Source organism: Polaromonas sp., from assembly GCF_035638815.1.
Classification (GTDB): Bacteria; Pseudomonadota; Gammaproteobacteria; order Burkholderiales; family Burkholderiaceae_C; genus Polaromonas.
The window spans coordinates 48,727-69,006 of record NZ_DASQZG010000005.1 but is presented as its reverse complement, the minus strand read 5'-3'; the positions used below and the strand labels follow the sequence as shown (position 1 = coordinate 69,006).

18 protein-coding genes and 1 pseudogene are annotated in these 20,280 nt (G+C 63.5%); 2 read left to right on the top strand and 17 right to left on the bottom strand.

The genetic code is table 11. The annotated features are described in order from the left end of the window. Window positions 1–193: 193 nt before the first annotated feature. Window positions 194–1,084, top strand: a complete 891-nt coding sequence (locus VE934_RS02530; RefSeq protein ID WP_324884001.1) for a hypothetical protein — start codon at window positions 194–196, stop codon at window positions 1,082–1,084. Here VE934_RS02530 and VE934_RS02525 read toward each other — a convergent pair. The 16 genes and pseudogenes from VE934_RS02525 to VE934_RS02450 form a co-directional block, all read right to left on the bottom strand. Further along, window positions 1,061–1,963, bottom strand: coding sequence for a nucleotidyl transferase AbiEii/AbiGii toxin family protein (locus tag VE934_RS02525; protein WP_324883999.1), 903 nt, complete (start codon window positions 1,961–1,963; stop codon window positions 1,061–1,063). The two genes, VE934_RS02530 and VE934_RS02525, sit on opposite strands and share 24 nt — an antisense overlap. A 48-nt stretch (window positions 1,964–2,011) precedes the next feature. Next, window positions 2,012–2,269, bottom strand: a complete 258-nt coding sequence (locus VE934_RS02520; RefSeq protein WP_324883998.1) for a DUF2274 domain-containing protein — start codon at window positions 2,267–2,269, stop codon at window positions 2,012–2,014. Further along, window positions 2,266–3,552 carry a TrbI/VirB10 family protein gene (locus tag VE934_RS02515; RefSeq protein WP_324884107.1) on the bottom strand — a complete coding sequence of 429 codons (1,287 nt, stop codon included), beginning with the start codon at window positions 3,550–3,552 and terminating at the stop codon, window positions 2,266–2,268. Before VE934_RS02515 ends, VE934_RS02520 begins: the two co-directional genes overlap by 4 nt. Continuing rightward, complete coding sequence (trbG, locus tag VE934_RS02510; protein WP_324883997.1) at window positions 3,549–4,559, bottom strand: P-type conjugative transfer protein TrbG; 1,011 nt, start codon at window positions 4,557–4,559, stop codon at window positions 3,549–3,551. Before trbG ends, VE934_RS02515 begins: the two co-directional genes overlap by 4 nt. After that, entirely contained in the window at window positions 4,556–5,269 is a 714-nt protein-coding gene (gene trbF, locus VE934_RS02505; protein WP_324883996.1) for a conjugal transfer protein TrbF, read from the bottom strand. Before trbF ends, trbG begins: the two co-directional genes overlap by 4 nt. Before the next feature lie 9 nt (window positions 5,270–5,278). After that, window positions 5,279–6,646 carry a P-type conjugative transfer protein TrbL gene (gene trbL, locus VE934_RS02500; RefSeq protein WP_324883994.1) on the bottom strand — a complete coding sequence of 456 codons (1,368 nt, stop codon included), beginning with the start codon at window positions 6,644–6,646 and terminating at the stop codon, window positions 5,279–5,281. Between the two features lie 3 nt (window positions 6,647–6,649). Beyond that, complete coding sequence (locus tag VE934_RS02495; RefSeq protein WP_324883992.1) at window positions 6,650–6,931, bottom strand: EexN family lipoprotein; 282 nt, start codon at window positions 6,929–6,931, stop codon at window positions 6,650–6,652. A gap of 11 nt (window positions 6,932–6,942) precedes the next feature. Then, entirely contained in the window at window positions 6,943–7,671 is a 729-nt protein-coding gene (gene trbJ, locus VE934_RS02490; RefSeq protein ID WP_324883990.1) for a P-type conjugative transfer protein TrbJ, read from the bottom strand. Next, window positions 7,668–10,035 (bottom strand): annotated as a pseudogene (gene trbE / locus VE934_RS02485) (conjugal transfer protein TrbE). Before trbE ends, trbJ begins: the two are co-directional and overlap by 4 nt. Window positions 10,036–10,042: 7 nt before the next feature. Then, window positions 10,043–10,315, bottom strand: coding sequence for a VirB3 family type IV secretion system protein (locus VE934_RS02480; RefSeq protein ID WP_324883989.1), 273 nt, complete (start codon window positions 10,313–10,315; stop codon window positions 10,043–10,045). Beyond that, window positions 10,312–10,641, bottom strand: coding sequence for a TrbC/VirB2 family protein (locus VE934_RS02475; RefSeq protein ID WP_324883987.1), 330 nt, complete (start codon window positions 10,639–10,641; stop codon window positions 10,312–10,314). Before VE934_RS02475 ends, VE934_RS02480 begins: the two co-directional genes overlap by 4 nt. Then, complete coding sequence (trbB, locus tag VE934_RS02470) at window positions 10,638–11,603, bottom strand: P-type conjugative transfer ATPase TrbB (protein ID WP_324884105.1); 966 nt, start codon at window positions 11,601–11,603, stop codon at window positions 10,638–10,640. Before trbB ends, VE934_RS02475 begins: the two co-directional genes overlap by 4 nt. A gap of 40 nt (window positions 11,604–11,643) precedes the next feature. Then, window positions 11,644–12,132, bottom strand: coding sequence for a CopG family transcriptional regulator (locus VE934_RS02465; protein ID WP_324883985.1), 489 nt, complete (start codon window positions 12,130–12,132; stop codon window positions 11,644–11,646). After that, complete coding sequence (locus VE934_RS02460) at window positions 12,129–14,144, bottom strand: conjugal transfer protein TraG (RefSeq protein WP_324884103.1); 2,016 nt, start codon at window positions 14,142–14,144, stop codon at window positions 12,129–12,131. The genes VE934_RS02465 and VE934_RS02460 overlap by 4 nt, the downstream gene beginning before the upstream one ends. A gap of 266 nt (window positions 14,145–14,410) precedes the next feature. Further along, window positions 14,411–15,298 (bottom strand): LysR family transcriptional regulator, encoded by an 888-nt coding sequence (locus tag VE934_RS02455; RefSeq protein ID WP_324883983.1) that lies wholly within the window; start codon window positions 15,296–15,298, stop codon window positions 14,411–14,413. A 716-nt stretch (window positions 15,299–16,014) separates the two neighbouring features. Beyond that, the gene (locus tag VE934_RS02450) at window positions 16,015–17,004 is read right to left on the bottom strand and encodes an alpha/beta hydrolase (protein WP_414693802.1); all 990 of its coding nucleotides are present in this window, start codon (window positions 17,002–17,004) and stop codon (window positions 16,015–16,017) included. A 234-nt stretch (window positions 17,005–17,238) separates the two neighbouring features. Between VE934_RS02450 and VE934_RS02445 the strand changes: the two genes are divergently transcribed. Continuing rightward, window positions 17,239–17,676, top strand: a complete 438-nt coding sequence (locus VE934_RS02445; RefSeq protein ID WP_324883979.1) for a MarR family transcriptional regulator — start codon at window positions 17,239–17,241, stop codon at window positions 17,674–17,676. 321 nt (window positions 17,677–17,997) lie between these two features. Here the strand turns inward: VE934_RS02445 and VE934_RS02440 are convergent, their stop codons facing one another. Then, window positions 17,998–19,935, bottom strand: coding sequence for a DUF3363 domain-containing protein (locus VE934_RS02440; RefSeq protein ID WP_324883976.1), 1,938 nt, complete (start codon window positions 19,933–19,935; stop codon window positions 17,998–18,000). Between the last annotated feature and the right edge of the window lie 345 nt (window positions 19,936–20,280).

The following is a 20,280-nucleotide window of genomic DNA, read 5'->3' as shown; positions in this document are numbered from 1 at the left end:
GCGATTGACTCGCCATGATGCCAATGTTATGCTGTGCAGCGTGAACGCTGCACAGCACAGCGCTGCAACAGCTCATTCCCCCTATGGACTTCGAGGTAAATGCCTTGTAGCCTTGCTTCGTCAATGGCATACTTAGCAGCATGCATGCTGCTAAGTACGCCGATCACATCGATTCGCGGGCTCACCCCCTCGGATGAATCGCACTCGAATCCAGATCGCAAAGCCGGACATCGTTCGACACTTTGACGCGCTTCCCGACCATGTCCTGAAGCCGAAAGAGATTTACGCAATCCTCGCGGAACAGCGGGATTTCTGGCGCCTCGCACAAAACACAACTGCTGAACAATTTATCGAATTTCTGGAGAAGCATTCGAAGCTCAAACAGTATGAGTTTCGCTTCCCTCAGCGGGCTGAGAAGTGCTACGTCTGGGACCAGGCCCCTTTGCTCGCCATCTTGCTTGGTTTGAAAAAAGACCTGCACTTCAGCCACTACACGGCGATGCGCGCACACGGGCTGACCGAGCAGTCACCCAAGTCCATCTATCTCACGGACGAACGAACCGCCTCGAATGCAAGCGAACGCGACAGCAAGATCAGCCAGGCAGATATTGACAACGCCTTCAAGAAGCCGGCACGCGCCTCAAGTAACTGGGTGGAATACGACGACAAGAAGATCTACTTGCTGAACGGCGCCGACACCGGCCACCTGGGCGTCGTCACCGAACTGATGACAGACGAAAGCGGGGCCGAGGTCCAAGCCCGACTGACGAATCTAGAACGCACCTTGATCGACATCACAGTGCGGCCGGTCTATGCGGGCGGCGTCTTTGAGGTGGCAAAAGCGTACGAGCTGGCAAAGGAGCGCGTGTCCATCAACAAGCTGGTGGCGATGCTGCACAAGTTGAGTTTTGTCTATCCCTACCACCAGGCCGTCGGCTATTACCTGCAGCGCGCGGACTACAAGCCTAGCCAGCTCGACCTGGTGCGGCGCCTGCCCCAGGAGCAAGACTTTTATCTGACGCACGAGATGAACGATACGCGCTACGACAGCGATTGGCGACTACACATCCCAAGCGGGTTTTAGTTTGTCGATCAGGGCCAACACATAGTCAAAGTAGAAGCGAAACTCCTTGAGATCGAACCCTGGCGTGACAGTTGCCTCCACCGCGGCGAAGCCGGCCCGGTGGAACTCGTACACCTCCGGCACTTTGCCCAAGAATGCCAGTGGCACCTTCTTGACCTCGAACATCGACTTCAAGATCTGGACCGTCTTGTCCGTCGTCAGGTCCAGCTTCAGCGTATCCATCAGCACAAAGATGTCAACGAAGTCTCGCGGGCGAGCGCTGCCAGCGCGATCCCGCTTGATGATGGGACCGTATTCAGGCATCTGTTGGCAGATCGCCCGGAGCTTCTCACACACGATCATGACGGGCGAGTACACGTAGATCATGTAGCCCTCGAAGTCGACTGGCTGCTTGTCGTCGACATACTCGAAGCGGCTGATGTCAATCAGGAACTTGGTGCCCAGCCCGAGGTTCACTGCACGCCGGCGCAAGACCTCCACGTCGTCGCGATGCTCCGCGAACACCTCGGCACTTGCCAGCTTGAATTCGACGTCGTAGCCGCCCCAAAAATGGCGCATGTCCTCTGAAATTGCCCGCGGCTTCTCGATCATGCGGAAGTCAAATACCTCGTGCCCACTTGCGCGAAACGTCTCGGTCAAAGCCTTGTGGATACGAGCTTCAGCATCTGCGACGTCATGACCGAAGTCCTGCTTCAACGAAAAGTCCAGGTCAACTGAGGCGCGGGCGCTGACTTGATGCACCAGGGCCATGGCGTTGCCGCCCTTAAGAACCAGTTGCTCCAGCAGCTCATCGTCCGAAAACATCGCCTGAACTGCAAGGATCTTGATCCTGTCCAGCAACGCGGCCGCCTCAGAGGCCTTCACACCAGCTTTCTTCATGACAAGGACGGTAGCACAGCCGGTATCGAGAGCCGATCGCCGAAGCATTCAAAGGCTTGGCTTAGGCGGCAGGGCAGACAACGCGTCGTTCTTGCGGCTGCGCTTCAGGAACTCCCGGTCACGCGCAATGAACGCATCCAGCATGTGCGGAATCAGTGCAACCGCATCGACCGGTTCGCCATGCGCCTGGCTGTGCAATTGCGCGTACCGCTCGAGGCGTTGCTTCAATTCGCCCGGCAGGGTCACCGTAAGCTTGACGCTCTCAGCCTTTGGCAAAGGTCCCAGCCGCAGCTTGTTCGTGCTCATTGCGACGATCCTCGCTGGAAAAACAGAGGCTGATAAGGCCGCAACACCAGGTCCTTGCTGACCATCACCCGCATCGGGAAGCCCGGCCGGATCGTCAGCGTCGGCTGGATGCTCATGTTGCGCTTCGTGATCTCCTGCCCGACCAGGTTCACCGTGTCCTGCGCGCTCTCGCGCCCAGCAATGACGATGCGGTTGCCATCGGTGCGGCTCTCCGGTGCCGCCAGCTCGGCCCCGATGCCCAACAGCGTAGACAAAGCAGCGCCGGCCAGGATGCGGTCCCAGTGCCAGTCGACGCCATCTTCGAGGCCGGCGTAGCCGGCAGGGTCGATGCCCGGCAAGCGGTAGAGCGCCACGGACGAAGTGTCGGGCAGGATCAACCGCGTCCACACCAGCAGCACTCGCCGCTGGCCGAAGGCCACCTGGCTGTCGTAGCGGCCGATCAGGCGCGAGCCCTGTGGAATCAGCAGATGGCGACCCGTGGCGGTGTCGTAGACCGCCTCCGACACGTTTGCGATGACTTGCCCAGGCAGGTCAGAGTTGATCCCTGTCACCAGCGCCGCCGGGATAATCGTGCCCGCCATCACCTGGTAGGGCGACGCGGGCAGTTGCAAACCGCCAGGATTGCGCGCCGATGTGTCGCCTGCCTTCGCGATGAACGATTCCTTCTGATCCTGCCGATTCTGCACCGCCGTAGGATCGACGGGCTGCGCTGCGGGAGCAGTGGACCCCATCGGATTGAACGGCTGATTGCCTGAAGCCAATGCCGGAGGATCGACGACGGCATGCGCGGCGCTCGGCTTCGGTCCTCCGCTGCTTGCACCGCTTCGGAAGAACACCGAAGACCTCGCAGCCTCTTCGGATGCCAGTCGCTCGGCTTGCGCAGGATCGACGCCGCCACCCGGAGGCCGCATCTCCATCGGCTGCTGCGCCTTGACGATGGCGGGCCCCAAGTCTCCGGGCAGCGGCTCGCCCAGCACGGGCGGCCCCTGCTTCACGGCTGGTGGAATCCCGGCATAGTCCTTGGGCAGCTGGTCCAGGTTTTCAGCTCGCGAGACCCGATCAACGTTGTACAGCTCGGTGGCTGGATTGCGCTGGCGCTTGTTCGACTGCAGCGACCACAGGGTGCCGCCAAGTACGATAGCGGCCAGGGCGCCGGCGCCGAGCGCAAGCATGCGGCGATTCAGGCGCGTGACGGGGCGCGGCGAAGCGCGTAAGGCCACGGATTCAGGATCTACTTTCGGCGCCGCGGCTGGCGCTGCATCGGGGGATGTGTTCATACTCAGTTCCTCCGCGTGGCTCCGGAGCTCACACCGTCGGTGCGCTCGATGCGCACCACCTGCGCCTTGTCACCACCCAGCCGCAACTCAGCCGCGCCGAACAGCCGGTCCACCACGTAGTACGGCGAGCGGAAACGGTAGTTCACCAGTTGCCCATCGCCTCGCGCACCGATCACGAACAACGGCGGCAACTCACCCTGCGAGATGCCGCCGGGAAACTGGATGTAGACACGCTCACCATCGTCGAAGGCGCGCAAGGGCTTCCAAGGCGGGTTGTCACCACTGACGACGTAGCGAAATTTGATCTGCTCCAGCGTCATGCCAGTTTCCACTGGCGCGCTGGCCTGGGCCTGCTGCGCCTGCTTCTGCAGGGCCAACATCCGGTCCTTCGGGTAGTCCCAGGACACCGAAGCCATCCAGGCCTGCGGCGTCGATGAGAGTTCGAGCAAGTAAGTGCGACGATTCGTTGTCACCACCAGGTTGGTCTTCAAGCCAATGCGTGTGGGTTTGATCAGGATATTCACGCGCAGCGTCGCACCGGCTCCGCTGGCCGTATCGCCGACGACCCAGCGCACCGTGTCCCCGGCCGACACCGTTACCAGCTCTTCGCCCTGCTGCAAGGCTATGACGGTCACACGTCCAGGGCTGGCATACACCTGATAGAGCGCGCCATCGGCGTAGGGCCAGACCTGGATCGCGTTGACATAGCCCTCACGTGAGGGCGCGATCCGGGCCTCCATGTTCGCACGGGCAACGCGGACTTTTTCATCTACGGGTTCCGGTGCTAACTTCGCATCGGACTCGCTCGGCAGCGCCTTCATCTGGTCGGGCAGCGGCAAGGGCTTTGGAACCTCAACCACCTCGATGGGCTTGGGTGGATCCGGCAGTTGATGCGCAGCGACGGCAACGGGTTCGTCCAGAGAGATCGTCGGCGGCGGCTTGCCCCGCGTGGCGCAACCAGCGAGGACCAGCAAGATCAGCGGCAGTACGGATTCACGGAGATGAGTATTCATGGCTTTGTTCCTTTCATTGCATCGGTGGCTTCGAGCTCACGGCTCCAGGACAGGCCGTTGACGTAAATCCCGAGTGGGTTCTTGCGCAGGCGCTGTTCGGTGCGCGGCGGCTGCAGCACCACGGACAGAACGGCTGTCCAGCGCTCCATGCCGGAAGGCGCGCCATTCGCATAGCTGCGTTCAATCCAGCGCACCTGGAACGACGTGTCACTGGCCCGCACCACGTTCGTGACCTCGACGGCCACCGAGCTCTGCCCAATGCGCGAGAACGGATCGTTCGCTCGCGCGTAATCGTTCAGCGTCGCGGCGCCACGGTCCGTCGTGTACTCATAGGCCTCAAGCCAGTTCTGCCGCACCACGATCGGGTCGATGGACAGGGAACGCACGTCAGTGATAAAGCGCGCCAGGTGGTGCGCGATCTGGGCGTCATTGGGCTTGTAGGGCGAGGCGGCTTCGCCGACAGCGCGCACCTGGCCGGCGTTGTCCACCTCGACGACGAAAGGCGTCACGATGGACTGGGCCGAACGCCACACGAGACCGCCGCCCATCAGCAGCGCGAGGGACAGGCAACCGAAAGCCATCAGCCGCCAGTTCTTGGCCTGTACGCGTGCGCTGCCGATTCGCTGGTCCCAGACCTGCGCAGCGGCCTGGTAGGGAGTGACGGGCTCGGGCGTCGCCGAGTACCGCACCTGGGGACGTTTGAACATCATCTGGATCTCCTAAGAATTTGAGTCATCGCGCAAGCTCGGGCTGGCGCCACTGCCGCCGGCATCGCCGGAGCGCAATGCGTGGGCGGACGTTGTGACCGCGTGCGTTATCTGCTGCTTACGGCGCATCTGCTTGGCCCATGCGGGCTCAGTCGCTGGCCTGCTCGATTCGCTTGCGTCCGTCGACTTGGCTGAGGCGGGTGCAGCGGCATCGGCGACAAAGCTCCCCACACCGTCCTTGACCGCCTTCGCACCGGACGCCACACGCTGGCCGACGGTGCTGGCACCGCTGCGCGCGACGTTGGTCAAGCCGGCGCCGGCTGCACGCACGCCACCGCTGCCCGATGCGGCGGCGCCGGCCTGATAGGCCGACTTCGCGCCGCTGGCCATTGAACTGGCGGACCGTGCTGCGGCGGCGCCCCCGCCGATGGCAGCACGCGCAGCACCCGGCGCCATGCGAGCCCCTGCAGCCACCGCCGAACCGGCTCCCGCCACGGCCGCGCCGCCAGCGACGGCCAGACCCGCGGCACCCAATGCCGTCCCCGCTGCCGCTCCGGCGCCAAGCTGCGGCGCACCAGACACGAGCCCGGTGGCAATGCCCGGCCCGAAAATCCCCAAACCCAGCATCGCCAGCGCGGCCAGCATGATGACCAGCGCGTGGTCGATGGACGGCTCGGTACCCGGCGGCACCGTGAACTCGGCGAACAGGCCCGTGCCGATTCCGACAATCACGGCCAGTACCAGCACCTTGATGCCCGAAGACACCACGTTGCCCAGCACCCGTTCGGCCAGAAAGGCGGTCTTGTTCCACAACGCAAACGGCACCAGCACAAAACCCGCGAGCGTGGTGAGCTTGAACTCGATCAGCGTGACGAAAAGCTGGACCGCGAGCACGAAGAAGCTCACGATCAGCACCAGCCACGCCAGGAACAGCACGGTGATGACATCGAGGTTGGCGAACACCTCTGGAAAGCCCGTCAGGTCGCTGATCTGCTTCATGATCGGCGCGCCTGCCTCCACGCCTACGCGCGCCAGTCGACCGGGTTGCAGCAGTTCGCCCTGGGTCATCGACGAACCGGACGCCACCAGGCCGAGCCCGGCGAAGGATCGGAACACGATGCTAGAGAGGCTGTTGAAGTTGTTCAGGATGAAGGCGAAGGCGCCGACATACAGCACCTTCTTGATCAGCTTGCCGATGACATCGTCGCCACCGCCGCCGCTGGCATTACTCATCGCCCAGAAGAGGCCTGCCAGCGTCATGTCGATCACGACAAGCGTGGCGGTCAGAAACCCCACCTCTCCGCCCAGCAGACCGAACCCGGAATCGATGTAGCGCGAGAAGACGTCAAGGAAGCGATCGATGACCGACAGATCATTCATTGCTCAGTCCTTGGGCGCTGGTGCCGAAGCCGCGGGTGCCAGCGCTTCCGGTGTGTGTTTCGGCCCGCCGCTTCGGAAGAAGCGCCGGCGCGTGGCCTCGGCCACGGCATTGCACTGGTCGTCACCGACCTTTGCGTGGTCGGCCTTGCATTGCGCGCGCAGTTCCTTCAGGCGCTCGGGATTGGCCACCAGCGACTCGACGGACTCAATAGGCGCGGGCTTGCCGCAGGCGGCCAGCAACATGGCTGCGACTGCGGCCAGGATCATGCTTAGAGGCTGTTTCATGGTCGCTCCCCTCAGTTGCCGTAGAAGTTGACCGTGTAAGGCGTGTACGGCGTGCCATCGCCCTGGAAGCGCCGACGCACCTCGCGCGCGCGCTCCTGCACCGCGACCTGCCGGGCCTGCTCCAGCGCCGCCGCACGGTCTTGCGTGATTTGCAGTTGCTGGGCCTGCATCGCCTGGCGCGACTGCAGGGCTAGCAGCTGGTTCGTCGCCTGCATCGCCTGCAATGCGCCTGTGGCCGACTGGCTGCGGTTCACCAGGTCAGTCAAGGTCCGCTCGTCCGACGTGAAGTTCTGCACCGCCTGCGATTGCACCTTGGTCGCGGTGCGCAGTGCTTCGAGCGAATGGGTCCAGCGCGTGCGCGCATCGGCCCCCATCTGCGTACCCGAGATTGCCGCCGTGTACGACTCGGGATAAAGCCGCCGGAAATCCGATTCCATCTGAGTGACATTGAAGGCCAGACCCTGGCCCTGCTGGATCAACTGGGCTGTCGCCGACAAGGCGGCCCGCAGCTCACCCAACGCGCTGAAATCCAGGCTTGCGAGATTGCGCGCCTGGTTCGTCAGCGACTGCGCCTGGTTCTGAAGTTGCTTGATCTGGTTGTTGATCTGCTCAAGGGTGTTGGCGGCTGTCATGATGTTCTGCGCCAAATTGGTCGGGTCGATCACGACCCACTGCGCCTGAGCGGCTGGCGCAAGCGCAATGAGCGACGCCGCAAAGGCGGCAAGAAGGTGCTTCTTCATGGTGAGTTCTCCTGAGGTGACGAAGGAATAGGCGGAAACGAGGAGATGAGGCCGGCGGCCCAATCGAGGCTCCGATGGCGCAACCAGGCTGCTGCGAAGTCCGAGGAGGTGATGCCAGCGGACACGGCGTCCATGGCTCGTTGGTCTTCGGGCGAGGACGCGCCGGCGAAGGCCAGCGCAACCGACCCGAGCCCGAGGTCGAAGACGCGGTTGCCCAGCCGCGACTGGTAGTAGTAGTCCCGCTTGGGTTGCGCAGTCGCGACGATCTCGATCTGCCGGCTGTTGAGTCCGAAGCCTTCGTAGATCACGCGAATCTGCGGCTCGGTCGCTTGCGGATTTGGCAGGAAGATGCGGCTCGCGCAGCTTTCCACGATGGCCGGCGCGATGGTCGAATCCTTGATATCTGCGAGCGACTGTGTGGAGAAGATCACCGAGGCGTTCTTTTTGCGCAGCGTCTTGAGCCACTGGCGGATGCGCGAGGCGAACACGGGGTCATCCAGGAACAGCCAGGCCTCGTCCAGGATCAGCAAGGTAGGCGCCCCGTCGAAGCGCTCGTCGAGGCGGGCAAACAGGTAGCCGAGCACTGCCAGCACAGCCGATTTGCTGTGCATCAGCTCTTCCATCTCGAAGCCCTGCACAGATGCAGCACCGAGCCGATCGGTGTCGGCATCAAGCAGCTTGCCGTAGGCGCCACCCAGAACGTAGGGCTGCAGGGCCTGACGCAGGGCGTTGGACTGCAGTAGCACCGACAGCCCGGTCATGGTGCGCTGTTCGACCGGCGCGCTGGCCAGGCTGTTGAGTGCGGACCAGACGGCGTCTTTATCAGGCGGGTCTACGGCCACGCCTTCCTGAAGCAGCCGGCCTTCGATCCACTCGGCCGCCCAGGCGCGGTAGCCGTGCTGGTCGATGCGGGCTAAAGGCTGGAATGCAATGGCGCCGTCGGTGCCCAGGTCATAGTGCTCTCCGCCGAGCCCGAGAATTGTGGCGCGCATCGACCGGCCCATATCGAAAGCAAAAATGCGCGAGTCCGGGTAGCGGCGGAACTGCATCGCCAGCGTCGCGAGTAGCACCGACTTGCCCATGCCGGTCGGACCCACGACCAGCGTGTGTCCCACATCGCCGACATGCGTGACCAGCCGAAACGGCGTCGCACCATCGGTGCGAGTGACGATCAGGGGCGGGCCATCCAGATGCGCATTGCGCTCCGGCCCTGCCCACACTGCCGACACCGGCATCATGTGCGCCAGATTCAGCGTCGAAACGATCGGCTGCCGGACATTGGCATAGGCGTGGCCCGGCACTGAGGACAGCCATGCGTCAACCGCATTCAAGGTCTCGGGAATGGTGACGAAGCCGCGACCCTGGATAGCTCGCTCCACGGCACGCAGCTTCTCGTCGGCCGCCGCCGCGTCGGCGTCGAGCACCGTCACGGTCGCCGTGACGTAGCCGAAAGCCACCTGGTCGCTGCCCAGCTCCTGCAGGGCTGCGTCGGCGTCTGATGCCTTGTTCGACGCATCCGAGTCCACCAGCGGGCTCTCCTGCTGGAAAATGGTCTCGCGCAGCAGCGCGACGATGTTCTTGCGCTTGGCGAACCACTGGCGGCGCAGGCGGCGCAACTCCTTCTCCGCCTCGGCCTTCTCAAGGCACAGGAAGCGCGTACTCCAGCGGTAGGCGAAGCCCAGACGGTTCAGATCGTCCAGCAGGCCCGGCCAGGTCGAGGTCGGAAAGCCGCGGATCGACAGCACCCGCAGGTGCTGATTCCCCAGCATCGGCGCCAGACCGCCCACCAGCGGCTGATCGGCCAGCAGCGCGTCCAGGTGCATGGGGATCTCGGGTACGGCCATCGCATGCCGGCGCGTGGAGACGCAGGCGTGCAGGTAGGTCAGGGTCTGCGCATCGTCGAGCCACGAAATCTCCGGCATCACGCCGTCGAGCAAACCGAAGAGGCGTTCTGTCTCGGATACGAAGGCTTCCAGCCGCTCGCGCCAATCAACGCCTTGGGAATGATGGTTCTCGTAGAGCAGCCGGGCGGCGCGTGCCGTCGACTCCTCGGGCGGCAGGTACAGCAGCGTCAGGTGATAGCTGCTTTCGAAGTGGCTGGCGTCCTCCTCAAAAGCGGCGCGACGCTCTTCGTCGACCAGCCAAGACAAGGGTTCGGGAAAAGCCGATTCTGGGTAGTCGGCCGCTTCGCGCCGCTCGGCGTCCACGAACAGCGCCCAACCGGAGCCCAGACGCCGCAGCGCGTTGTTGAGGCGAGCCGACGTAGCGACCAGTTCGCCCTGGGTCGCGCTGTCCAGGTCCGGCCCAAGGCAGCCAGTCGGCCAGCAGCGCCGGGCGCTTGCGGTATTCGGAGAGGTTCAACATGGCAACCTCACACGTCCAGCAACTGCCGGTGCTTGATATGCCGTGAGAAGACCTGCATGAACTGCGGGTCGAGGCGCGCACCCCAGACGGCCAGCGAATGCCCGACGATCCACAGCACCAGGCCGGGCAGCCAAAGCTGCAACCCGAGCCCGACGGCGGCGGCCAGCGTGCCGTTGGCAATCGCCACGGTGCGAGGCGCCCCGCCCAGCAGGATGGGTTCGGTCAGCGAACGGTGCAGCGGCACTTCAAAGCCGGCGATGGTTCCGGGCGCCGCGCTCATGCCAGCACCGCCCCACCCGTGAAGCTGAAGAAGGTCAGGAAGAAGCTGGACGCGGCGAAGGCGATCGACAGACCGAACACGATCTGGATTAGCTTGCGGAAACCGCCGCTGGTATCGCCAAAGGCCAGAGCGAGGCCCGTCGAGATGATGACGATCACCGCGATGATCCGTGCCACCGGCCCCTGGATGGATTCGAGCACCGATTGCAGCGGTGCTTCCCAAGGCATGTTCGAGCCGGCCGCCTGCGCGGGCAGGGCCACGGCTAGCAGCAGCGCTGCGGCGGCGACGTGCAGAAGCGGTTTTACGGAAAGGCGTGAAGTCGTCATGAAGTTTCTCCGGTGGTGGAAGGGATGGATGAAAGAAGGGACGGGAAGACAGACAGCAGCTCGGTGCTGAGCTGGTAGCCGTGGCTGTCGTGGCCGATGACGCGGGCGATCTCGCGCACGTGGCGCGCACGGCCGCGGCCGGCGATGAAGACAATGACGTTGACAGCCTCGGCGATCAGGGCGCGTGGCACCGTCACGCTGATTTCCTGCACCAGTTGCTCCAGTCGCGTCAGCGCGCCGTGTGCGGAGCCGGCATGCACGGTGGCAATGCCGCCGGGATGCCCGGTACCCCAGGCCTTGAGCAGGTCGAGTGCTTCGGAGCCGCGCACCTCGCCGACGACAATGCGGTCCGGCCGCAGCCGCAGCGTGGCACGCACCAGATCGGCCATGTTGCTCACACCCGGTTCGGTACGCATACCCACGTGGTCGTCGCTGCGGCACTGCAACTCCACCGTGTCTTCAAGGATCAACACCCGGTCGCGCGTCTCGGCAATCTCGTCGAGCAAGGCATTGGCCAGCGTCGTCTTGCCGGTGCTGGTGCCGCCCGCGATGACGATGTTCAGGCGCTCGCGTACCGCGCGGCGCAGGAACGCTGCCTGGTCCTCGGTCATCACGCCATCGGCCACGTAGTGCGCCAGCGTCATGATGCGCAGCGCCCGCTTGCGGATCGCAAAGGACGGCGCGCGCACGACAGGCGGCAGCACGCCCAGGAAGCGTTCTCCGGTTTCCGGCAGCTCGGCCGACAGGATTGGCGCGCCCGCATGCACCTCGGTGCGCACGTGCGCGGCCACCAGGCGGATGATCCGTTCGGCCACGGCCGGCGGCAGCGCAGTCCCGGTCGGCTCGCGCCCCGTACCCAGACGATCCACCCATAGCGAGCCATCGGGATTCAGCAGGACTTCGACCACCTCCGGGTCCTCCAACGCTGCCGCGATCTCCGGCCCCATGGCCGTCCGCAGCATGCGGATGCGCCGTTCCAACGAGGCGTCCTTGGCGATAGGCTCAGGCAGATTCACGTTGAATCTCCTCAGTGTCGGCACCAGGCCCTGCCTGAGCGCCAGGCTGCGTTGGTTCGGCGCCTTCAGCGGGGCCGATGTCTTCATGGACTTCGCGCACAAGGCTGCGCCCACGCTGAATGTGGCGCGCCAGCTGTTCGATGAACTGCACGTATCGGGCCCGGCCCTGCGCGCGTGCCGCCTCCTGCTGCCCTTCGGGCACAGGGATCGAGACCGTTAGGAAGTAGCGGATGTAAAGCGCCACCGTTTCGATCAGCACGTTCTGGTCGCGCTCCAGCCGGTCGAACTGGCGCGACAGCCGGTCCAAGCGCTTGGCAATGGCGGCCTCGCGCTGGTCGGCGCCATCAGGTGAGAGGAATGACGCCAACGCGGCGGCGATCACGGCGGACTTCGACACGCCCTTGTGCGCCGCGACTTGGTCCAGCCGCTTTGCATGGTCCGGCTCGATGAAAATGTTCAGGCGGGCGCGGGTCATAACGCGATCCCGTCATCAGGGTCCAGTGCGGCCAGGCGCGCGGTACGCATCAGTTGCCGGTCTACATCCTGCGGCCGAAGCGGCGCATCGTCTTCGTCATCCAGCACCAACAGGCCGTCGGCGTCTGGAAGCGACGGCGCATCGGCAGCGACATCCAGCTCGGGTTTGAGCTGGTGGCCACCCTCGTCGATAAGGCCACCGCCATCAGGGACAGACGAATCCCGCAGAGCTGTCCGGGTCGGCAGTCCGCTCCAATCGTCAGGCCGTGCAGCAGGACGGTCCTCGTAGACGCCCGCAGCCAGCACGGGTGCAGGCAGGACGCGCTGGGTGAAGTTCCGATCCTGGTAGTAGCGCAGCTTCTTCGCCTTGATGGGCGGATGGCCCGAGACCATCACCACCGCATCGTCGGGCGGCAGTTGCATCACCTCGCCTGGCGTCAGCAGGGGCCGGGCCGTTTCCTGGCGCGAAACCATCAGATGCCCGAGCCAAGGCGCGAGCCGATGGCCGGCGTAATTGCGCTGGGCGCGCAGCTCGGTCGCTGTCCCCAGCGCCTCGGAGATGCGCTTGGCCGTGCGCTCGTCGTTCGTTGCGAATGCGATGCGCACGTGGCAGTTGTCCAGGATGGAATGGTTCGGGCCGTAGGCCTTGTCGATCTGGTTGAGGGACTGTGCGATCAGGAAAGCACGCAGTCCGTAGCCCGCCATGAAGGCAAGGGCGCTCTCGAAGAAGTCCATCCGGCCGAGCGCTGGGAACTCGTCGAGCATCAACAGCAGCTTGTGTTTGCGGGGGATGCCGTCCGAGCCGTCCAGGGATTCGGTCAGGCGCCGGCCGATCTGATTAAGAATCAGCCGGATCAGCGGCTTGGTGCGGCTGATGTCGGAGGGCGGCACGACCAGATAGAGCGAGACGGGGTGCGACGCTGAGATCAGATCGGCGATGCGCCAATCGCAGCGCGACGTGACTTCTGCCACCGTGGGGTCACGGTACAGGCCCAAGAAGCTCATTGCGGTGGACAGCACACCCGAACGTTCGTTGTCGCTCTTGTTGAGCACTTCGCGCGCTGCGGAAGCGACGACGGGATGAACCCCATCCTCCCCATCTCTACCCAGATGCCCGGTGGTCATCATCCGGTGCAGCGTCACCTCGAATGGGCACGCCGGATCGGACAGGAAATTGGCGACGCCGCGCAGCGTTTTGTCTTCGCCGGCGTAGAGAACGTGCAGGATGGCACCGACCAGCAGGGCATGGCTGGTCTTCTCCCAGTGGTTGCGCCGTTCCAATGCACCTTCGGGATCGACCAGGATGTCGGCGATGTTCTGCACGTCGCGCACTTCGTGCATGCCACGCCGAACTTCGAGCAGCGGGTTGTACGTGGCCGACCTCGCATCGGTCGGATTGAACAAGAGGCAATGCGAGAACCGCGAGCGCCATCCGGCGGTTAGGTTCCAGTTCTCGCCCTTGATGTCGTGAATCACGGCTGAACCCGGCCAGGAAAGCAGGGTCGGTACCACCAAGCCAACGCCCTTGCCGGATCGCGTTGGCGCAAATGCCATCACGTGCTCCGGACCTTCGTGGCGCAGGTAGTCGACCTCCTTGTGCGCGGTCTTGCCGAGGAGCACCCCGGCAGATTGAGTCAGCCCGGCCTTGACGATCTCTTGACGTTCGGCCCAGCGCGCCGAGCCGTAAGTCGTGACCTGCTTCGCAAGGCGTGAACGCCACACTGCCATGCCGATAGACGTTGCTGTGGCGAGCATCCCGCTTGAGGCGGCGATGATCCCGCCGTGCTCGAACACCTGAGGTGCGTAGGCGTCGAAGAAGTACCACCACTCGAACAACTTCCAAGGTTCATAGACAGGCACGCCGTAAACTTCGAACCACAGAGGGCCAAGCCGCGCTTGGTAGCCTAAGGCGTGCGCCGTCCACTGCGTGCCCGTCCAAACGCCGCCCAAGGCAACGGCCGCCACCACGACAATCTGCCCGAACAAGATTCCGGTCGTACCCCGTGTCGACATAGGCGACAACTCCTTCGCGTATTGATTCCAGCGCGCGTGCCAAAACGACACCGCTTCCTGAGTCTGGAATCGCATCGCCAAACCGTCCACCCATCGGGGCGCGAAGGAGCGTGGTGAGGAGTGTGCTGGCGGAAATCGCCGCCTCGGACTGGATAAATGCAAGCCAACCCGAGACTCAGCCGCGGCTATAGCATTGCAAGTCCCGCGCTATATGTCCACGGCCGATGCCGCTGCGCTATACCTGGCGCGCGCGACAGCAGTAACAATCAACGCAAAGTTTTGCTATGGGCAACGAAACGTTGCAGATTCCCTGGTATCCCGAACCGCTGGTGCTTGTGCAGCACGTAGGTGGCGATCCACTCGTCCTCACGTAGCGGCACGGCTACCACGTCGGTACGACGCAGCGCGGCAACATGGCCTGCGTCCCCCAGCCCGACCCCCATGCCGGCTGCGATGCGGGTGATGTAGCCCGAGAGTGTTCCGGCTTCACCGGCTAGTGTCGGTGTCGTTGTGTACCGCTGCACGATGGCGCTAATCTGCTGCAGCAAGCCGGGCTGCCGATCAGCATGACAGGATAGCAGTGGAAAAGAAAGCACATCAGTGAGCGCAAGCCGGCTTTGCGACGCAAGTTCGTGTCCGGCGGGGAGCAGCGCCATGACGGGATAACTCCACGCGAGTTCCTCCAAGATTGCATCGCCATTCGGCAGGCCGAACGAGAAGCCCGCGTCAATCTCTTCGCGCTCCAGCGCGTCCGCCAGTTCCGAGGCTCGCATTTCGGTCAGCTCCAATGGGGTCTCCGGAGCCACTTCACGCCAGCGGACGAAGCACTCGCAAAGTTTGGGCTGCGCGATGCCATCGGCGATTCCGATGCGCAGCGGGGCGCGAAAGCGGGCATCGACATCTCGCACGGCGCGAAATGTGCGGTCGATCCGAATGAAGACCTTGCGCGCCTCCTTGAGCAGCCGTACCCCGGCCGGCGTCATGTGCAGCTTGCGCGGCGCTCGCACGAACAGCTGCACCTCAAGTTGGTCTTCCAGGTCGCGGATGGCGCGCGACAGCGGGGTCTGGTCGATATGCACGCGCTCGGCGGCACGGCGAAAATTGAGCTCCTCGGCAACGGCGACGAAGTAGCGCAGGTGTCGCAGCTCAATCATTGTCGCCTCGCCGCGTGACTGTCGAACAGTGCGCGGAGGAGCTGGAAGTGGCAATGGTGGGACAGTGTAAGTGTGACCTTAGGGACGGTGTTGCTCATAGTTTTACTCCTTCAGGAAATTATTTTGAACTTGCCCTTCGCCTTTTGAAGGATGCGATCACCAGCCTTGCTCGAATTCGCAGATTGCTTCTGGATAGGAAAAGTGGCGTGAGGCTACGTCGTGGCACGAGACCGATCTTCATCGGGATCTCCGGCGAATAGCCAAGTGAGCCATGTCGCTTTGCCCCGAATTGGCAGAGGAAGAACCTCTGTATGCACGCCGCATGGGTCCTGCGGATTCGAGTGTCAAAGACTATCGCCGGCTAATTGGCGCAACTTGCTCAGGCGTAAGGCCATGAGCGGCGTGCTGGCGAGCCGCTTGCACAACAGGCCCGCAACTCCTGCAAGGTCGGGCAGGGTCCGCGCGCGTTGGATCTGCGGCTGAACCCACATGCGCGCGGCAAACCCCAGATCCTCCGCCCTGGCGGTGGCCACACCCACGATGGCCCGATAGCGTTAAGCTGGGTCGAGCTCAGCAGCTTGGTCCTGGGTTTGAGGGTGGACACGGGCCCGATCAACAAGCCCAGGCTGAGTAACTGCCACAGCGGCCGCGCGGCCCGCACCCATCTCCAGGTACATCAAGGTTTGTCTCTCCGTGGGATGGACGGGCCGCGGGGATTAGCGCAGGTGCTTCTTCAGCTCTTCGGAGGCTTGCAGCATGGCCGAGCGAGTGCCGGGCACGCCGCTTAGCAAGTTGAGCAGGCCGAAGTCGTGAATCATGCCGTTGTAGCGCGTGACCGTGACGGGCACACCGGCGGCGTCGAGCTTGCGGCCATAGGCCTCGCCCTCGTCGCGCAGCACATCGAACTCGGCCGACTGGATGAGTGTTGGCGGCAGGCCCTTCAACTGCTCGGTGGTTGCTTGCAACGGCGATGCATAGATCTCGCGGCGCTTGGCGGCGTCAGTGGTGTAGTTGTCCCAGAACCACTTCATCATGTTGCGCGTGAGGAAGTGCCCTTCCCCGAACTGCTTGTAGGAGGCGTTCTCGAAGTTCGCGTCGGTCACCGGCCACAGCAGCAACTGGTACTTGATCTTTGGCCCGCCCTTTTCCTTGGCCATCAGGCTCACGACAGCCGCCATGTTGCCGCCGACGCTGTTGCCGGCCACCGCCAGGCGGCTGCCGTCAACATTGATCTGGGCACCGTTTTCGGCGACCCACTTGGTCGCGGCGTAGGCCTCGTTGATCGCGGTCGGGTAGCGTGCTTCGGGTGACGGTGTGTAGTTGACGAACACAGCTACGGCGCCGGAACCGGCCACCAGGTCACGCACCAGCCGCTCATGCGTGGGGAAGTCGCCCAGCACCCAGCCGCCACCGTGGAAGAACATGAAAGCAGGCAGTTTCTTGCCGGCGGCGCCGGCTGGCCGGACGATGGTCAGGCTGATCTTTTTTCCGTCGGCCGTGATGGTGCGCTCCTGGACTTCAGCCTTAGGCAGCTCAAGCTTGACGCCCGCCTGCGCGCCGACCAGCACGCCGCGAGCTTCGGGCACCGATAGCTGTTCCAGCGGCTTTCCTCCGCCGGAGGCGAGCGCCTGCAAGAACGCCTGGGTGTTGTGTTCAACACCGGGACTGCCAGCGGCTAGGCTGCACGATGCGGCCAGACCGAGCATGGCCGTGGCCACAAATTGGGTGATTGGTTTCAAGTTCATCTCCTGATATAAATAGCGAGCAATTAATTACTGCGCAAACTATATGTGTCAAAAAAAGAGGCCGTCACGCCCCGCCTGCTTCGAACATTGTCAAAATGTTTATGTTCGAAGACTTGTCATAGTAACTCAAATTTTATTAGTGCGCAAATCGTTAGCGCGCAATGTATATGGGCTTACCCGTAGAATGCGCTGACCATGCCTATCAAAGACCCTCTTCGCCTGGATGAACAGCTCTGCTTCGTCCTGTATTCAACCTCGCTCGCCATGACCAAGGTTTACAAACCGCTGCTCGAAGAGATCGGGCTGACTTATCCACAGTACCTGGTCATGCTGGTGTTGTGGGAGCGTGAAGGCATCACCGTGAAGGCGCTGGCGGACGCGCTGTACCAGGAATCGGGCTCGCTAACGCCGGTGCTCAAGCGCATGGAAGCCGACGGCCTGCTGCTGCGCCTGCGCGTGGCCGGCGACGACCGAAGCCTGGCCTTGACCCTAACGCCGGAGGGCCGAAAGCTGAAACTTAAAGCTGTCAAGGTCAACAAGGCGATTGAAACCGCCTGCGGCATGGCCAGCGCGAACCTTGTGCACCTGCGCGAGACGGTGCGAGCGCTGCATGCGCGGCTGGTTGCGGGTTAGACGCTCCAAACCAAACCTAAGAGCAGAGTGGAGGTCCAAATGGCAGGCGGGACAGTGCCATTGCACGGGACGAAACCTAGCGACTTTGCATCCTGAGCTTTCGCCCAAGCTTTTAATGACGCGTCTCCATTTTCAAGAAATGTCCGTGTTTCCCCGTTGGGAAGTGTCAACTGCCGGGTGCCTGTTCCGACAGATCGACCGGTCGCAAGTCGCAACCACCTTCACTGCGGTGAACCAGCATTTGTGCCATTGACCAGTAGCAGTGCCTGAAATTTCTTTGAGACAAGCGCATTGCCAAGCCCTCGCTTTTCGTATGGAGAGCTATCTCCCAATACCCATTTTGCGCCCCAAGGTCCAATCAACTGAAGAGCCCCGGACGAGCGCCGAAACGTGCTGCCCAAGTCGCTGCTCGATCAGTGGGCGCCAGGGGACCAAGCTGAAGCCCATTCCGTCGTCCAGCATTGCGAATCGCCCGCTGGCCAGTTGGATCGAGCGCTGATAAATGCCGTTCACAGCTTCGCCATCGCGAAGTGGCCGATAGATCTGGCCCGTGCTGGCCTGAAGTTCGCGGCCTACCGTTGCCAGTTCCCTGTCGCGTAGAGTAGCCAACAGATTGCGAGCGAGCACTAGGCGCTGCCCACGGTGCTCAGCCAAGCCCTGTTCCGTCAGGTACTCCGCGCGCCGCTGCTGCGCGTCCTGCACCTGCTTCCCAAAACCCCGTGACGCCTGGCCTTGACCGCCACCCATCAGCCGGCGGTCCAACCAAGTGGCCCCGATCGCCTGCATCTGTTGATCAATGGACAAGTGTGAGCGCAGCTCGATGTTGGGCCCAACCGCTTTTCGCGCATCATGCTGCCGTGCTCGCACCAGAAAATCTGACGGCACCCGCCAAACGCCATCGGCTGCACGCTCGACAATGCCGCCACGCCGAAGAGCTTCCAGCCGGCGAACATGCACCTCGACCGTTTCATGAGGATGCTCCGGCAACTGCGCAAGGTGGTCCGAGACGCGGTATATCCCCTCACGCGAAACGGTGAGGATCGCCCTGTCCACCGGACGCTCCCGCACCGCCGGCCCGGCCTCAACGATGCCGCCAGAAGGCCAGGCGGACAGGTCGCTTCCAGACGGCAGCCTAAGGTAGTGCGCGCGTCCGTCGATGCCATCGACCACCACATAGCTTCTGTCATTCAGTTCGTCGTAAAGCCCTTTACCAGCTATACGGCCGACGACGGTGCTGCCCTGCGCGTCATCCACCACCAGTTCGCGCTGCTCACCTTTCAAAGCGCGGCGCATAGCGTCCAGGGCGTCTTGCCTTTCACCCATCGCTCCCAACGTGGGGCCCAGGTCGGGCGCCAGCCGCCAGCGGTTAGCACCTAAGCGCTCGGCCAGATCCATGGCTTCGAGCCTCTGGAGCCGTGCCCGCAGTGCGTTCTGCCGTTGAGGTTCCGAACGGCAGCCGCTCAAATCTACGATATTCATACTGGCCTGCCTGAGGAGCGCCCTGTCCAAGGCGGTCAGGCGCTGCTGATCGACTTCACGTTGTAGGCTTTGGCGCATTTCGGTTTCGGTGCGCGGGCCGAGCCATTCGGTCGCGATCTCGCTGGCACGCATGCGCATTCCATGGGCCAGATAGTGCGGCGCGATAACGAGATCCTGCCCGTCGGCAGCACGGCCGTTGAGTACGACGTGCGTGTGCGGGTTGTCGGTGTCCCAGTGGTCCACGGCCACCCAGTCCAGTCGTGTCTCCAGATCGATTTCCATGCGCCACATCAGCTGGCGGGTGTAGCCCCTCAGGTCGTCGATCTCCACCGCATCCTCGGGCGAAACGATGAAACGGAACTGATGGCGGTCGCCCTTGCCGCGATCCTCGAAGGCCCTGAGATCGGCGGTGTTGACTTCCTTGCCGCGGTCACTTCCGTAAGCCTGGCCCTTCTGGCCGTCGCGCGTGACACCATCACGTTCGATGTAGCGCAGGTGCGTGGGCACTGAGTTGGCCCCGGCCTTTTTCAGTACGACGAAACGAGCCTTGATGATGACGCGGCGGGCGTTGGCCTGCAGGCGTTGGCCGGCCATGCCAGAGGCGACGCGCCCGCGCCCGAAGGTGTTGGCCGGCTGGCCGCCGCGGGTGCCCGAAGCCTTCGCGCCGGCCTTAGAGACTTCTTTGAGGACCTGGGACACAAAACGCTGCGAGCGCGGCCCAGTGCGCGATTTTGGCGCAGCCGGCCGGATGCGGAAGCGGTCGTCGTCACGCGATGCCATCGCGAAAACCCTGGCGCAGTGTGGCGCAGTGGATCGGACGCGGCACACGGGCCCTGTCGTTGGCATGCGGCATAACGCGTCGGCACGGCACAGGCGCAGACGGATGCCGTGCCGCGTCCCACCCACGTGCAGACTGGCTCGGCGAGGGTCGGCGTGCCGGCCCCTTTATCTGGCCCTCCGTCTCCGCCTTCCGCATCCGCTCCCGGCTCCGACCTGCCGCCAGCCGCGCACCGGGTGCGCAACGCTGCCCGAGAGGCAGCGGCGGTGCAGCGCGAGCACCACGCTGGCGACGGACTCCCCGCACGACCGAGTGCAGCGCGGGCACATGCCCGGCGGCAGTTGGGC